Below are 16,469 nucleotides of genomic sequence, written 5' to 3'. Positions count from 1 at the left end.
TATGAAAAAGATTGTAATGATAATTTGTATAGTCATGCTTACCTTACCTTTTGTTTATGGACAGGATAAAGGTGATGACTATGAGATGTTTGTGAATCATGGTTCCATTATGTTAATTATAGATCCTGACACTGGTGACATTGTTTTCGCTAACTTGGCAGCAGCGGATTTTTACATGTGTACAGTAGAGGAAATGCACAAGAAAAACATTTCTGAAATCAACACCCTGACACCTGGGGAAATAGCCAATGAAATGGCCATGGCCAAGCTGCAGGAGAGGAATTATTTTAACTTCAAACACAGAATCTGTGAGGGGGATGTAAGAGATGTAGAAGTCTATTCTTATCCAGTTAAATACAACGGTAATGAAATGCTCTTTTCCATCATCATAGATGTAACAGAAAGAAACTTAACAGAAAAAGCTTTGAAGGAAAGCCAGGAAAGAGAAAAAGACAACTTGATGAAAGTGGTCTATGCCTCTGTCTTAATTGTCATCGTTTTTGCAGTTTTAACAGGCATCATCTACCACTCTAATCGAAAGTTAGAATATTTGACAAAGTACGATCCATTAACCAAGGTATATAACAGGCGAGTGACAGAAGAAAATTATTATAAGTTACAAGCCAAACAAGCTGACATTAAAGTTGTCATGGTAGATGTAAATAACCTAAAGTTTATCAACGATACCTTTGGTCATATAGCTGGTGATAAAATGATTCAAAAAGTTGCAAGGTATCTGTTGAACTACTTTGATGAAAAGGATATTGTTTCAAGGGTATCTGGTGATGAGTTTGTTGTACTTTCTTCAAGTGTTCTGTCACCTGAAACCATTGAAAAAGACATTGGTGAACAACGTTTTCTGATAGGAAATGTCTCTTTTGATGTGTCTGCTGGCTGTATTATTTCTGGTCATGAAATGACCTATGAACAGGCATTTTCAAATGCAGAAACAAGAATGTATAGCTTGAAGGTTTCTAAAAAAGAGAAGAGCCTTTTAAGAATTAAAAATGAAATCATGACCTTATATACTCATGCCTTTAAAGACGCTGAACATGAAATCAAGATGGTCACTAAAATAGCTGGATTTATTGCAGAAAACCTAGATATGAATAAAGACGACATGGATGACTTGTTAGAAGCAGCCCGCTTTCAAAACATATCCATGGGTATAATAGATCAAAAAGAGGACATGAAAACACATCCTGAAAAATCTTATTCTATCTTGTGTGCACTCGGGGTAAAGTACAGTGTGGCCAATACAGTCTTATGCCACCATGAGCTTTATGATGGTTCAGGTTATCCAAAGGGCATTCACGGTAAAGAGATTCCTTATTCTGCTAGGATACTAGGTATTGCTAATGCTATATACTCGAGATTAGACGAAGATGTTGTGAACTATCTTAATCAAAATAAAGAAAGTCATTTTGATAAAATGATAGTGGAAGAAGTAATAGATCAAGGTTTAGAAAAATTTTTAAATACATTAAGTTCATAGTTGCTGTTAGAAGGAGGCATATATGAAATATGAAATAGTTTCAAAAGATGATTTAATGACGACCGTTGACAGAGTAAAGGCTGCACTTAAAGAACACGGCTTTGGCACACTCTTTCAAATGAATTTCAAAGACAAGTTTAAAGAACATGGTATTGACTATCCAAATGACTATATTGTACTTGAGGTTTGTAACCCAACTTATGCAAGAAAGATTCTAGATATTTCTTCAGATGCGGCATATTTTTTACCATGTAAAATCCTTATTTATCAAACGGATGCTGTTAGAGTAGGGATGATCAAACCATCTGAGATGCTTTATCTGGTAACAGACAATCCACAAGCTATGCAGATGGCAAAAGAAGTAGAGGACATTTTAAAATCATCTATGAGCAATTAGGACTTCGGTCCTATTTTTCTTTTTTGAAAATAAGACATAAGCACATATTGACCTGACAATAGAACATTCGTAGCAAGCCAATCAGGTGCTATGATGAATGTAATAATGCATTAGAAAGGAATTAATATGCTTGGAAATAGTCAGTTTTTTATTGCCAATCGGTCAACCATTAATGTCAGTTTGGTCATTCATTATTGCGGATCTGAAATCTGTTCAAAAGGTAAAACTTGGGGACCTAGACTGGTCGATCACTATATCCTCTACTATGTTTATGAGGGTCAAGGTACGCTTTATGTAGATGATAAAAAGTTTAAAGTTAAATCAGGTCAAATGTTTCTAATAGCCCCTAATACCCTTATGGGCTACAAGGCAAGTGAAACAAGTCCCTTTAAGCTTTCTTGGATAGGTTTCTTTGGTTATCAAGCTGAGGGCTATCTAAATCGTGCTGGCTTATCGGTAGACCATCCTGTTGTCACTCTAGGAGAAGATGACTTTATATATGATCATTACAAGAAAATTCTAGAGACGGCCAATATACGTCATAACCGCTATTGTAAAATGGTAGCCATACTATATATGATCATCAGTCACCTAATAGACATAAAGACAGTTAAGGAAGAAGACATACCTCTTGAAGTGACGACGGAGCTCTATTTAAGAAAGGCACTTGAATATGCTGATATGAACTATGCCTATAATGTGACGGTTCAGGAAATGGCTGAGTATGTAGGTATCGATAGAAAATATTTGTATCAGATATTCAGAAATTCACTTAATAAATCCCCACAGCAGTATTTGATTGATTATAGGATGTACCGTGCAACAGAGCTATTAAAGGACTCAAGCCTTTCTATAGCTGATGTGTCTAGGTCTGTTGGATATGACAATGCATTTCATTTTTCTAAACTCTTTAAGAAAAATATTGGTCAAGCACCCTCTGATTATAGAAAGAAACTTCACCGAGTGGAACCTGTAGAAGCTTCAGATATACAAACTGCTAAGGCCTACGAGCATATCATTGAACAAAAAGACGACTTAATTTCTGAGTTAAAAGAAATGATTCAAAACTATAAGATGCTTTTAAGGAGAGAAAATATTGAATAAGAATTGGTGTGTAGTTGAATCAGGCTACGATGTAAACAACCATTATAAAAATGAAACCATCTTTGCTGTTTCAAATGGTTTTATTGGCTCTAGAGCCACATTTGAAGAAGGCTATGATGGTGATATGGACAAGACCATTGAAGGTAACTTTATCAATGGCTTTTATGAAAGCGAAGTTATCAAGTACGGAGAAAAGGGTTATGGCTTTCCTGATGTCAGCCAGACCATGCTCAATGTGCCAAATGCAAAAGGATTTGAAATTTATATAAACCATGAAAGATGTAACATCTTTACAGGAAACATCACGGACTACAAGCGTGTATTAGATCTGAAGAGGGGACTTGTTACAAGGTCTTATATATGGAGTAAAAATGCTTTATCGGTTTATGTGGAAATCGAGAAGTTTGCTTCCATGACCCATAAAAACAAGCTTGCCTTAAGACTGAAGGTAAAGCCTATAACACCATGTGAGGTGAAAGTCATAAGTTTTATTGAAAGTAAGGTTCAAAATGATACACCAAGAACCAATGCCAGAATTGACTATGGTCCATATGAACCTGTTTTGCTAGAAGTAAAAAGAAATAGACTGGAGATGATTCATAGAACCAAGCATACTGGCTTTGATCTGATCACTCATCTTCATCACAGTCTTGAAGGAGAGTATTTTGAGGAAGATGATAGAATAGGAGAAATTTTTTACGGTCATGAAATCACTTTAGACAAAGTAATTTCTTATCATGCATCTACAGATGAGGATTTAAGTAAGTTAAATAGAAAAGATTTTAGTTATGATGAGTTAAAACAAGCACACCTATCTTACTATCAAGACTTCTGGAATCATGCAGATGTGTCTATTGAAGGGGACGATGATTTACAGATTGGTATGCGTTTTAACATGTTTCATCTACTACAGGCGACTGGTAGAGATGGCAAAACAAGTGTAGGAGCAAAGGGTTTAACTGGAGAGGGCTATGAAGGCCACGCTTTTTGGGATACAGAAATGTATGCACTGCCATTTTTCTTATACACAAAGCCAGAAATAGCCAAATCGCTTTTAGAATTTAGATACCATACCTTAGACCAGGCTAGAGACCGAGCCAAGGTCATGGCTGTAGATGGCGCTTTATACCCATGGCGTACCATCAATGGTGAGGAAGCTTCACCTTATTTTCCTGCAGGCACTGCCCAGTATCATATCAATGCTGATATTGCCTTTGCTGTATGGCGATATTTTGAAGTGACTGGCGACATGGACTTTATGAAAATCATGGGGACTGAGATCCTTGTAGAAACAGCAAGGTTTTGGTTCAGCTATGGTGATTACATTGATACAAAAGACGGCAAGTTCTGCATCAATGGTGTAACGGGCCCAGATGAATATACGGCTATTGTAAATAACAACTTCTATACCAACAGTTTGGCTAAAGAAAACCTAATCAATGCTTGTAAGAGTTTGGACCTCTTAGCTGAAGAGGAAAGGACATTATTACAAAACAAACTAGATATATCAGAAAGTGAACCAAGTAAGTGGCTTCATGCTGCTGACAATATGTATATTGGTTACAATAAGGAAAAAGGTCTCTACCCACAGGATGATGCTTTCTTTGATAAGGCTAAGTGGGATATAGAAAACACGCCAAAGGAAAAGTTTCCTCTTTTAGACAACTACCATCCTTTGATGATCTATAACAAACAAGTATCCAAGCAGGCTGATATTGTTTTAGCCATCTTCTTATTAGAAGAAAAGTTTGACCTTGAGACCATTAAAAAGCACTACGATTATTATGAAGCAGTAACTGTTCATGAATCCTCTTTATCATTTTGCATTCACAGTATTTTAGCTTCACATATTGGTTATCATGACCAGGCTTATGACTACTTTATGAAGTCAGCAAGGCTAGATCTAGATGACGTGCATAACAATACCCATGCAGGTATTCATATGGCAAACTTAGCAGGTACTTGGATGTGTATCGTCAATGGTTTTGGTGGGATGAAGATCAAGCAAGGCAATCTTCATTTAGATCCAGTACTGCCTGAAAAGTGGGATGCTTATGCTTTTACCATGTCTTTTAAAGGGACGACTTTTAAAGTGACAGTTAAAGATCAGGTTTCTTTTGAATACCTTGAAGGACCAGGTTTGGATGTTCATTTATACGGAAAAAAAGTGAGGATAGAATGTTAGAGAATATAAAATGTGTCATATTTGATTTAGATGGCGTTGTTGTGGATACAGCTAAATACCATTACCTGGCTTGGAAGAGGTTGGCTGAAGGCTTCCATATTTCATTTACTGAAAAAGAAAATGAAAACTTTAAAGGTGTTTCTAGAATGGCTTGTATGGATATCATATGTGAGATGGGTAATTTAAAAATTAATCAAGATTTAAAAATCAATCTGGCCAATATGAAAAATGAGTGGTATGTTGAATACATCAACACTTTAGACCAGTCTGAGATGTTTGATAATGTCAAAGACTTCATTTTAGAACTGAAGAAGAGAGGTATAAAAATAGCCCTTGGCTCTGCCAGTAAAAATGCTAGATTTATTCTAGAAAAACTTGAAATCAAAGACTTGTTTGATACCATTTCAGATGGTACTAGGGTCAAAAACGCAAAGCCAGATCCTGAAGTCTTTCTTTTAGCTGCAAGTGATCTGAACGTAAATCCAGAAAATTGTCTGGTCATAGAAGATGCCAAGTCAGGTGTTGAAGCTGCCTACAATGGCAAGATGAGAGCTATTGGTATTGGTGATAAAGACCATTTGTCTCAAGCTGAAATTGTCTATTCTCAGGCTTCAGATATGATTGGCTTGTTAGATTTGATCAAGAAGTAAGTTCATAGAAGCTTTGTATAAAAAAAGATAGACTCCGTTTGGAGTCTATTTTAATCTATGTATAGCACCATGTATTTGGTCTTTGATAAGGGTGTCTAGAAAGTTGATCATTTCATCTACTGATTGATGGATTCTACCAAATATCCATTGTTCGATGATAGAGCCAAAACTGATTGAAAAGTAGGTTGTGATGTTTTCTATATAGATGAAGTTGATTTCTTTATCTTCTGCGATTTCATCCACGGCCTTTTTTACAAGTATGGCAATGTCCTTGTAGAACAAATGATAGATTTGATCTTGGGTCATATCACATAAGGCATGCTTGCATACCTTTCGATTCTTCTCTAAGTTTATAAGAAGCTCTTTTAAACCTTCCTGCCATAAGGCTTCACCCTGATACTCTGATAAGGGGTCCATAATCAATCTCTTAAAGGACCATTCCACCAGTTTATGAATATCTTCAAAGTGATAATAAAATGTCTGTCTATTTAAATTGCATCCACTGACAATCTCTTTTATAGAGATCTTATTTAAAGTCTTTTCTTGTAAAAGTTCTTCAAGTGACTCTGCAAGTAGTTTCTTTGTTATATCTGATCTTGATTGCATATGATTATCCTTTCAATTAATTATAGCCATTCTTTTTAGACAATTCCATGGTTTTGTCTAGTTTTTATACAAATCTAAGAATCTGTGTATGTTCTTTTTTCTAGAAAATATTATACTCTTTAGGGTATAAAGTGAGGGTTTATGAAAGAAAAAGAAAATCAATCGGTTATAGAAAAAATATCAACGCAAATAGTAGATAAAAGAAATGGATTTATTCTTATCTATTTTTTAATGGTTATATTCTGTTTGTTCTCAAGAAATTGGGTGGCTGTAAACAATGATATCAAGGCCTACCTGCCAGATACTACTGAGACCAGACAAGGCTTAACACTTATGGAAGATGAGTTCACTACATTTGGTACAGCTCAAGTCATGGTGTCTAATATCACTTATTCAAAGGCTGAGGAGTTAAAAGAACTGATAGAATCTGTGGATGGTGTCAAAAGTGTTACTTTTGATGATTCAAAAGACCATTTTACAAGAGCTTCTGCACTCTTTTTAATTACCACTGAAGGAGAGGAGAGTGAGGAAATTTCCAAACAAGCTCTGTCGGATGTACTACTCCTTTTAGAGCCCTTTGATGTTTCCTTGAATTCTACTATTTTAGAAGATTCAGCAGCTTCTCTAGAAAAAGAGATTCAATCTGTTATGGTTGTGGCTGTATTTATCATACTAGGTGTTCTTCTTTTTACTTCTAAGACATATATGGAAATACCAGTCCTTTTGATAACATTTGGGGTTGCCGCCATTTTAAATATGGGGACCCACTTTCTCTATGGAGAGATATCCTTTGTATCAAATTCCATAGCAGTTATTTTACAACTGGCACTAGCCATTGACTATGCCATTATCTTATGTCACAGATTTACTGAAGAAAGAGAATACTTACCTGCAAGAGAAGCGGCTATTAAAGCCCTCAGCAAGGCTATACCTGAGATCTCATCTTCATCACTGACAACAATTTCAGGTCTTATGGCCCTTATGTTTATGGAGTATGGTTTAGGCTTTGATATGGGGCTTGTGCTGATTAAGGCACTTTTGTTTTCCTTGTTGATAGTATTTACCTTGATGCCTGGCCTCTTGATGATCTTTTCTGATTGGATGGACAAGACGGTTCATAAGAACTTTGTACCCAAAATCACCCCATGGGGCAAGATGGTCGTTAAAACAAGATACATCGTACCTATTCTTTTTATGTGTGTGTTGGTTGGTGCCTTTTACTTTTCTAATCAGACCAATTATGTCTATGGTTTTACCAAGCTTGAAACCATTAAGCAAAATGACTCACAACTTCAGAAAGAGAAAATTGAAGACTACTATGGGTCTAGAAATATCATGGCAGTTCTGGTGCCTGCTGGTGATTATGAAAAAGAAGGGGACTTTATAAGAAGGATGGAAACCCTTGATGTTGTAGATCAAGCAGTAGGTCTTGCCAATACTGAAGCCATCGATGGCTATATGGTTACAGATGGTTTAAATCCAAGGCAATTTGCGGAGCTTACAGATGTGGATATAGAAGTAGCCAACATGCTTTATTCAGGCTATGCTGTAGACCAAGAGACTTACGGTAAGCTTATCAATGGACTGGATGAGTATTCAGTACCGCTATTAGATATATTTATGTTTTTGTACGATCAAAAGGAAGCGGGCTACTTTACCCTAGATGAGGAGCTAGAAGATGAACTAAATGATATGCATGACCAGCTTTCTGATGGTATGGCTCAATTAAAAGGGAAAAACTATTCTAGAATCCTAATGATCTTAGACATGCCTGAAGAAGGTGACAAGGCCTTTGAACAACTCGACGAATTTCATGATATTGCTTATGAATACTATGACGATGTTTACTTTGTAGGTAACATTACAAGTAACAATGATTTAGGTACGTCTTTTGCAAAAGATAATTTGATCATTACCATTTTATCAGCCTTGTTTGTTATGATTATTTTACTATTTACCTTCAAGTCAGCAGGGCTTCCTGTTTTACTTGTTTTGACCATACAGGGATCCATATGGATGAATTTTTCCTTTCCTGCACTTCAGGGAACCAATATATTCTTTATGTCATACCTGGTGGTTACAGCCATTCAGATGGGGGCAACCATAGACTACGCCATTGTTATAACATCTAGGTATATGGAATTAAAACGTGACATGCCTATTCATGAGGCCATGATTGAATCACTCAATCAGGCGTTTCCAACAATCATAACGTCAGGAACGATTTTGGCTTCATCAGGTATTTTAATTGGATTCTTGTCATCAGACTATGCCGTATCATCCATTGGTATTTGCTTAGGAAGAGGGACTATTATTTCTCTGATTTTGGTTATGGGTGTTCTACCTCAAACCTTGTTACTTGGTGATTATATGATTGAAAAATCTGCCTTTACCCTTAAAAGACGTGGCATCATACAGAGTCACACAGGATCTATGAAGATGAATGGTAAGATGCAGGGCTATATTTCTGGTTATGTAGATGCAGAAATCAAAGGTACCATTCGTGGTGATGTTAAAGGGATGATTGAAATGGGTTCTGTAGAAAAGGAGGTAAAAAATCATGAAAAGATTCAATAAACATATTATTCTTAGCTTGTGTTTTCTCCTTGTATTTTCGTCCATACCAGTCTATGGTGAGACCAGCCCAGTTATTATAATAGATAGTGTTGAAGACTTAATTGACTTTTCGAAAGCTTGTGTCTTAGATACTTTTTCTGAAAACATGATTGTACATTTAGAAAAAGACTTAGACCTAACAGGTATCGCCTTAGATTCTATTCCATCTTTTTCTGGTGTGTTTGATGGAAAAGGTCATACCATTAAAGGTTTGACTATAAAAGATGTAGGTTCAAATAGAGGCTTGTTTAGGTACCTAGAACTTACCGGTATGGTAAAGAACTTACATGTAAAGGGCTCCATAGATCCGACAGGGACTAAGTCTGAAGTTGGTGGTGTCGTTGGAACCAATTACGGTGTGATTATGAATGTGACTTTTACTGGTGATGTATCTGGTTTAACTGCCATAGGGGGCATTACAGGTGTAAATGAAAAAACAGGCTCTGTTATTAAGTGTGAGTCTAATGGTCTGATTACAGGTGAACACTATACGGGTGGCATTGTAGGCGAAAACAAAGGTTATGTCGGTCAAAACATCAACTACGCTGAAGTCAATACAACTGATGATGCCATTCCAAACAATGATATGGCATCTTATGACTTAGAAAAGTTAAACTTAGAGTCTGAATCTGCTGAAGACATAGAAGCTCAGACAGATACTGGCGGTATTGCTGGCTATTCGACAGGGATATTAGAAGGTAACTCAAATTACGGTGCAATTGGTTATCCGCATGTTGGTTACAACATAGGTGGCATTGTTGGAAGACATAATGGTTATATCACTTCAAATACCAACTATGGATCTGTATATGGTAGAAAAGATGTTGGTGGCATAGTCGGTCAAATGGAACCATATGTACATCTTTTGTTTTCAGAAGATACCCTTAGTGATCTAGATGAAGCACTGACAAAGATGAACCAAACATTAGAAGATCTTGTTGAAGATGCCTATGGTAATTCAAAAGATGTTTCTAATCAACTAGAAAAGATAAATCAGCAGATGGATCAAACCTCCAATCATTTGGAAGATTTACTGGATAATACTTCTTCCTATGCAGATGATGCAGGTGAAACCTTAAATGAAGGGTTTGAAAGACTGCACAAGGTGATTCTCCAACTAGAGTATGTGGTGGATGAGTTTAAAGCAGGTTCAGAAGATTTAACGGTTGCCATGGATTATTTTGAAACAGGCTTTGACGAGTTCGCAAAAGGGTCTGAAGCCTTAGAAGACAGCATTGGGGATTTACAAGATGCCATGTATGATCTTGAACTTGCTGGAAGGGATGCAGATAAGGCTCTTAATAAGATTCAGATAGGGTTAAATAATATAGAAAAGGCATTAGAAACAACATCAAAATACGACGATGGTATGGCCCTTGTGTTAGAAGGACTTGAAGATTTGGAGGAGGCTTCAGCTGATGCGAATAATGCCTTACAAAGAATTACAGACTATTACCAGGCCAATGGTACCATGCTTGGCTTTGATTATGGACCATCTATTGAAATGATGAACCAGGCTACAGAACACTTAGAAGTTGCTATCCCAAAACTCAGAAATGGCTTTACACTGCTTGCGAGTGAGTTTGAGGATGATATGGCGCTTTTAAGCGAAGCATTTTCATGGTTTAACTCAGCTGGTCAGGATTTGTCCAATATGAATGAAGATCTTAAGGCTATGAAGGAAGACCTTGATGAAGCCATTCAAAACTTAGAAGATGGGGCAGAATATATGTCAGAAGGTATGAGACAATTTTCAGACGCATCTGGTGCGCTTTCTGACGCTTCTGAACACATGACGATGGCCTTTGAATATTTTGATATGATTTTAAATGAACAGCAGAAGAAACCAGCACTTTCTTTTCCAATCTTATCAGAGTATACAGAAGAATCATCTGAGATATTCTTCGATGATTTATCTAATCTGTCACTTATGATGACAGACTTAAATACACTGCTAAATCAGTCTAGTGATGAAACTTATGACAATCTAAGAGCTCTTAATGAAGATTATAAGGCTGTAGCTGATATTATAAGAGATGGCATCAATGCGCTTTCTTTTGATGAAGTGGCCATATTTGAAGACATATCAGATCTAGAAAATGATGGCGAAATCATTCAAAAGGGCATTACCATCAAGTCTATTAATAAGGGGGAAATCTCTGGTGATGTAGATGTGGGTGGCATTGTAGGTGCTATGGCCATTGAGTACGATTTTGATCCAGAAGATGATATTGTAAAAAAAGGCAACCAGTCATTTAATTTTAAGTACCAGACCAAGGCTATTTTACTCAACTCAAAGAATACAGGTAAAGTCATTTCCAAGAAAGATTATTCAGGCGGTATTGTCGGTAGGATGGATTTAGGACTTGTTCAGGGCTGTGAAAACTACAGTCATGTTTCCAGTACAGACGGTAACTATGTAGGTGGTATAGCCGGTTCTTCTGGGGGTGTTATTAGAAATGTCTACAGTATTTCTAGATTGTCTGGTAAGAAATACATTGGTGGTATTGCTGGATTTGGCCATCAAATCCACGATTCCTTTGTAATGATGTTTATTGATGAAGAAGAAGAATATGCAGGTTCTATTGCTGGTGATATAGATGACCTTTATACTAACAATAGGTTTGTGAACAATGAATGGGCAGGCGTGGATGGTGTTTCTTATGGTGGTAAAGCCATTCCAGAAAGCTATGAAAGTATGATGTCTTATGATGTGCCTGATGAGTTTAGGGGGATTCAGATCACCTTCGTCATTGATGATGAAATCTCAGAGGTTAGACATTTAAACTTTGGAGACAGCATACCCCTTCATGACCTGCCTATACTGCCTGAAAGACAAGGCTTTTATGGCAGGTGGTCTGATGAATCTTTAGATAATCTAGCCTTTAACCAGACTGTGGAAGCTGTTTATAAACCTTTGATTCAAGTTATTTCATCAGAAGAGGAAAGGCCAAAACTCTTAGTAGAAGGCATCTTTGATCCTGCAGATAAGCTCAGGATGATTGAAGTCGATTCTTATAAGGAAAAGGTGGGAGAAACCCGTATAGATGAGTATAGAATTGCCATTGATCCTTCAGAAAGCAATCAACTGACTTATAGATTTTTAAAGCCGGAACAAGATGTGATCTTATATCTTGAAGAAGGTGGTAGATGGGTTGAAACAGAAACACAAGTAGATGGATCTTACCTGGTCTTTAAATCTGAACATCATAACTTTAAGTTAGCTCTTGTTCAGCCACCAGTAAACAGAAGGTGGATGTATATCTTAAGTGGTCTGATACTTGTTATCGGAACACTTATAGCAAGTAAAAGAAGAAGAAAGAAAGTGGAGCCGCTAAAATCTTAGCGGCTTTTAGAATAGCTGTCGAAACTGATTAGGCGTCATTTTTTCATATTTTTTAAAGAGCTTGCCAAAATAAGAAGGACTTTCAAAGCCAACCAGTTTAGAAATCGCTTCCATGGTCATGTCAGGCTCATCGATGATGGCTTGTTTGGACTTTTGTATTCTAACACTATTGATGTATTCAAGTGGCCTTTGGTGGTAGGCTTCTTTAAATATATGACAAAAGTGTTGTGGACTTATTTTTAACATATCAGATAAGTCTTTTAAGTTGATGACCTCATGGTAATGTTTGTCGATGTAATCAATGACTTTAGTAAACTTGTTTTCTAGTTTATCTGGAGACTGAATCAAAACTTCTGTTAAGAGTGAATAGATCATATTGGAAGCTTGAACATCCTTTAGAGGACTTGTGCCTTCAATTAGGTAACCAATGGATTGAATGGAAGCTGAGAGTCTTTTGGCATCTTGAAGATGAAAATACTTGGATTCAGTAAGGCTCAGGGACTTTAATATGATGTCCATAGAAGTCCCGTCAAAGGTAATAAAGTCCGTTGTCCAATCATCGATGGGCCAGTAATTATGAGCTTCATCTTTAAGTAAAAACATGCCCATATTTTCTTTTAGAATAAACTGCTCACCTTTTACTTCCACATAACCAGAACCCTTGTGGCTTTGGATCCATTGATATTCAGGATAGCCCTTAGGTCTTTTTATACCTGTTTCTTTAAAGTTATGACCGGTACATGAAACATATATGGGCAGTTGCTTTAAGGTATCATTTAAATTTGAAAAGTATTGTTTTCTCATAAAACCTCATCTTAAAATCGTTATAGAATGTTAAAATTTAATTATATAAATGTATTTATGAGAATATTATAATGTTAATATAGTTAGATTACAAGGAGGATTCATGAGAAGAATAATACCACTTAATAGAGATTGGGGTTACAAGGAAAGCTTTGATGAAAATGATATTTTAGGTAATGATAAAGAGTTTTCAAAAGTTCAACTGCCTCACGCCAATAAAACAACACCTTATAACTGCTTTGATGAAAAAATGTATCAGTTTGTAAGCGCTTATAGAAAAAACTTTAAAGTAGATCATAAAGCGGGTGAGAGAGTCTTTATAGATTTTGAAGGGGTCATGACCTATGCGAAAGTATATATCAATGGTCACTATCTAGGAGACCACAAGGGTGGGTATACACCATTTTCATTTGATATGACAGACTACCTACAAGAGGAAAATGTCTTAACTGTTATGGTCGACTCCACTGAAAGAAATGACATTCCTCCGTTTGGTTTTACCATAGATTATTTATGTTATGGTGGCATCTATAGAGAAGTCAACTTAAGAGTGGTAGATGAAAACCATATTGATAATGTATTTGTAAAGCCTAGAGTTGGTGAAACAAATGGTTTAGAGCTAGAAGTCTTCATAAAAGGTCAGGCCGAAATGATTGAAGTATGTATTTTTGATGAAGCTGAAATTGCAAGAAAGACGTTTAATCTTGGTGAAAAGATCTCATTTGATGATCTGGCTGTGAGTCTATGGGAAATAGATGCACCAAAACTTTACGAGGCATCAGTTAATTTGATAAAAGACAATCAGGTAATTGATACTTATAGTACACGCTTTGGTTTTAGATCGTGTGAGTTTAAAACAAGTGGCTTTTATCTAAATGGCAAGAAGATTAAGATTCGAGGTCTTAACAGACACCAGGCCTTTCCATATGTGGGTTATGCTATGCCTAAGCGCGCTCAGAAAAAGGATGCTGATATCTTAAAGTATGATTTAGGCCTTAACTTGGTAAGAACCAGTCATTATCCTCAGTCAAGACATTTTCTGGATAGATGTGATGAAATCGGTTTACTTGTGTTTGAAGAGATACCAGGCTGGCAACACATTGGTGATAAGGCATGGCAAGATGTTGCTGTAGAAAATGTAAGGGAAATGATTGAAAGAGACTGGAATCATCCTTCTATCATCCTGTGGGGGACTAGAATCAATGAGTCTATGGACAACCATGATTTTTATAAGAGTACCCATGAACTGGCCAAGTCTCTTGATGATACAAGACAAACAGGTGGTGTTAGATGTATTGAAAACAGTGAACTGATTGAAGATGTTTACACCATGAATGACTTTAATTTAAATGATGTAAATAAGCCTCTAAGGTATCAAAGAGAAGTGACTGGTCTAGATAGGGAAGTCCCTTATCTGGTAACGGAATACAATGGCCATATGTACCCAACCAAAAGATTTGATTCTGAGGAAAGAATGGTAGAGCACTGTAAGCGTCATTTGCTTGTTCAAAATGATATGATGTTACAAGACAACATATCAGGTGCTATTGGCTGGTGTGCTTTTGATTACAACACCCACTTCCAGTTCGGATCAGGTGATAGAATTTGCTATCATGGTGTGATGGACATGTTTAGAATACCAAAGTTTGCCTCTTATGTTTACAAGTCTCAAGCAGACCATGACTATGTTTTAGAGCCTGTTACTCTATGGGCCAGAGGAGAAAAAGGAGAGTTTGAAGGTAAGTCTTTCTTGCCGCTAACAGTTTTGAGTAACTGTGAAAAAATCTCTGTGACTGTTAAAGATGAGACCAAGTTCTTTTATCCTAAGTCACAAACATACAAGGGCTTAAGTCATGCGCCATTTGAGGTAAAAGACTTTGAAACCATACAAGACTGGGGTTCTGGATGGCAAGACGGTATCTTTAAAGGTTATGTAAATGATCAAGTCGTTGTAGAAAAGTCATTTTCAGCAGCACCTATAGCCCATGATTTAGAAGTAAGTCTAGATGATGTGGTTTTAGAGTCAGGTGATTATGACGTGACAAGAATGCTTGTAAAGGTGGTTGACCAATCAGGCAATATCCTACCATACATCAATGAATCTGTAGATGTACATGTTATTGGTGTAGGTCAGATCATTGGACCAAAAAGGTTAAACCTTATCGGTGGCTGCATAGGCGCTTGGATAAAAACAAATGGCCAAGCCGGTTCAATTGAGATTTCTGTTGAAAGTGATCGATTCGAAAATAAAAATTTAAGTATCCAAGTAAAATAGCAACAGCCCAACTTTTCAGTTGGGCTGCTTTTATCTGTTAGAAAACTAGTTTTCAGAAGCACTCGATGTGCCTATCTGATAAAGTTAAGTAGTTCTTCTTTTCTCTTTGAAGCTAATGCATAGCCTTGATCAAATGCATCTTTGATCTTAGAAAAGTCTTTTTCTGTTCGGTCTACATCAAGTGGCTTTTCAGGCCTAAAGACAAGTGCCTTGCCTTCTAATTCTAGCTGACGGACAAAGTCTTGACTCTCTTCATAAACAAGATGCCTATTGTCTAGTCCTCTTCTTATCTGAGGGTGATTATTATAAACAATATTACAAAGTGGCCCACCTTTAAAAGGGGATTTCTTGTAATGGATGTCTCTAGTAAGTAAAACAATGACCTTGTCACAACCGTCTTCTAGGGCTTTTTTGACTGGTATCGGATCTGTTATACCACCATCTAAATGAGGATGCCCTTTGATATCAACTTTTCTTGAAACAAATGGTAGACTCGTTGAAGCTCTTAGAGCCCACATCATTTGGTCTGCATTGTTGTCTTTATTTGAAGTATAGTGCGATTGACCATTTGAGCAGTTCATAGAGACAATGGTGAAGTCTTGATTTGACTTTTTAAATGCTTCAAAGTCAAATGGATGATGTGTATAGGCGATGTCATTAAATATAAAGTCCATGCCAAAAAGGCTACCAGATTTAACTAAGTTTCTCTTACTCATGTATCTGTGGTCACCTAAAAACTTTTCAATGATTTCTATATTTCTTCTTGATTGTTTGGACAGGTAGTTTGTCCCATTAATTGCCCCCATAGAAACACCGATAACATAAGGTATTTCTATCCTATTGTCTATCAGAAAGGATGTGATGCCTTCGCAAAAAACGCCTCTAAAGCCACCGCCTTCTATTACCAAACCTATTTTCATTTCAACCTCCTGTAACTGAGAACATCTTACATGAATCTCAGGTCAATAACCAGTCTATTCCATTAATTTTA

The 16,469-nt window shown here is 36.6% G+C and carries 11 protein-coding genes; 8 read left to right on the top strand and 3 right to left on the bottom strand.

Features of this window, described 5'->3' with window-relative positions:
* Nucleotide 1: 1 nt before the first annotated feature.
* From EZV73_RS00280 to pgmB, 5 genes are all read left to right on the top strand, one after another.
* A complete protein-coding gene (locus EZV73_RS00280) occupies nucleotides 2-1,495 on the top strand; it encodes a diguanylate cyclase (protein WP_240837204.1) in 1,494 nt (497 codons plus the stop codon).
* A 22-nt stretch (nucleotides 1,496-1,517) separates the two neighbouring features.
* Nucleotides 1,518-1,892 carry a DUF302 domain-containing protein gene (locus tag EZV73_RS00275; protein ID WP_240837202.1) on the top strand — a complete coding sequence of 125 codons (375 nt, stop codon included), beginning with the start codon at nucleotides 1,518-1,520 and terminating at the stop codon, nucleotides 1,890-1,892.
* Nucleotides 1,893-2,018: 126 nt separating this feature from the next.
* Complete coding sequence (locus tag EZV73_RS00270) at nucleotides 2,019-2,996, top strand: AraC family transcriptional regulator (RefSeq protein WP_240837201.1); 978 nt, start codon at nucleotides 2,019-2,021, stop codon at nucleotides 2,994-2,996.
* Complete coding sequence (locus EZV73_RS00265) at nucleotides 2,989-5,181, top strand: glycoside hydrolase family 65 protein (protein WP_240837199.1); 2,193 nt, start codon at nucleotides 2,989-2,991, stop codon at nucleotides 5,179-5,181. Before EZV73_RS00270 ends, EZV73_RS00265 begins: the two co-directional genes overlap by 8 nt.
* Nucleotides 5,175-5,831 carry a beta-phosphoglucomutase gene (gene pgmB, locus EZV73_RS00260; protein ID WP_240837197.1) on the top strand — a complete coding sequence of 219 codons (657 nt, stop codon included), beginning with the start codon at nucleotides 5,175-5,177 and terminating at the stop codon, nucleotides 5,829-5,831. The genes EZV73_RS00265 and pgmB overlap by 7 nt, the downstream gene beginning before the upstream one ends.
* Before the next feature lie 45 nt (nucleotides 5,832-5,876).
* Here pgmB and EZV73_RS00255 read toward each other — a convergent pair whose 3' ends face one another.
* Nucleotides 5,877-6,437: a TetR/AcrR family transcriptional regulator C-terminal domain-containing protein gene (locus EZV73_RS00255; protein ID WP_240837195.1), complete on the bottom strand. Its 561-nt coding sequence runs from the start codon at nucleotides 6,435-6,437 to the stop codon at nucleotides 5,877-5,879.
* Between the two features lie 141 nt (nucleotides 6,438-6,578).
* On the opposite strand from EZV73_RS00255, the gene EZV73_RS00250 reads away from it, so the two are divergent.
* Together EZV73_RS00250 and EZV73_RS00245 are read left to right on the top strand one after the other, a co-directional pair.
* The gene (locus tag EZV73_RS00250; RefSeq protein ID WP_240837193.1) at nucleotides 6,579-9,014 is read left to right on the top strand and encodes an RND family transporter; all 2,436 of its coding nucleotides are present in this window, start codon (nucleotides 6,579-6,581) and stop codon (nucleotides 9,012-9,014) included.
* The gene (locus EZV73_RS00245; protein ID WP_240837191.1) at nucleotides 8,998-12,399 is read left to right on the top strand and encodes a hypothetical protein; all 3,402 of its coding nucleotides are present in this window, start codon (nucleotides 8,998-9,000) and stop codon (nucleotides 12,397-12,399) included. Before EZV73_RS00250 ends, EZV73_RS00245 begins: the two co-directional genes overlap by 17 nt.
* Before the next feature lie 6 nt (nucleotides 12,400-12,405).
* On the opposite strand, the gene EZV73_RS00240 is transcribed toward EZV73_RS00245, so the two are convergent.
* The gene (locus EZV73_RS00240) at nucleotides 12,406-13,203 is read right to left on the bottom strand and encodes an AraC family transcriptional regulator (RefSeq protein WP_240837189.1); all 798 of its coding nucleotides are present in this window, start codon (nucleotides 13,201-13,203) and stop codon (nucleotides 12,406-12,408) included.
* 103 nt (nucleotides 13,204-13,306) lie between these two features.
* Here EZV73_RS00240 and EZV73_RS00235 point away from each other — a divergent pair, with 103 nt between their 5' ends.
* Nucleotides 13,307-15,478: a glycoside hydrolase family 2 TIM barrel-domain containing protein gene (locus EZV73_RS00235; RefSeq protein ID WP_240837187.1), complete on the top strand. Its 2,172-nt coding sequence runs from the start codon at nucleotides 13,307-13,309 to the stop codon at nucleotides 15,476-15,478.
* 71 nt (nucleotides 15,479-15,549) lie between these two features.
* On the opposite strand, the gene EZV73_RS00230 is transcribed toward EZV73_RS00235, so the two are convergent.
* Complete coding sequence (locus tag EZV73_RS00230; RefSeq protein WP_240837185.1) at nucleotides 15,550-16,398, bottom strand: patatin family protein; 849 nt, start codon at nucleotides 16,396-16,398, stop codon at nucleotides 15,550-15,552.
* Nucleotides 16,399-16,469: the final 71 nt, after the last annotated feature.

This window comes from Acidaminobacter sp. JC074 (assembly GCF_022496765.1).
Lineage (GTDB): Bacteria > Bacillota > Clostridia > Peptostreptococcales > Acidaminobacteraceae > JABXKX01.
This window is presented reverse-complemented; position numbering and strand designations above follow the sequence as displayed.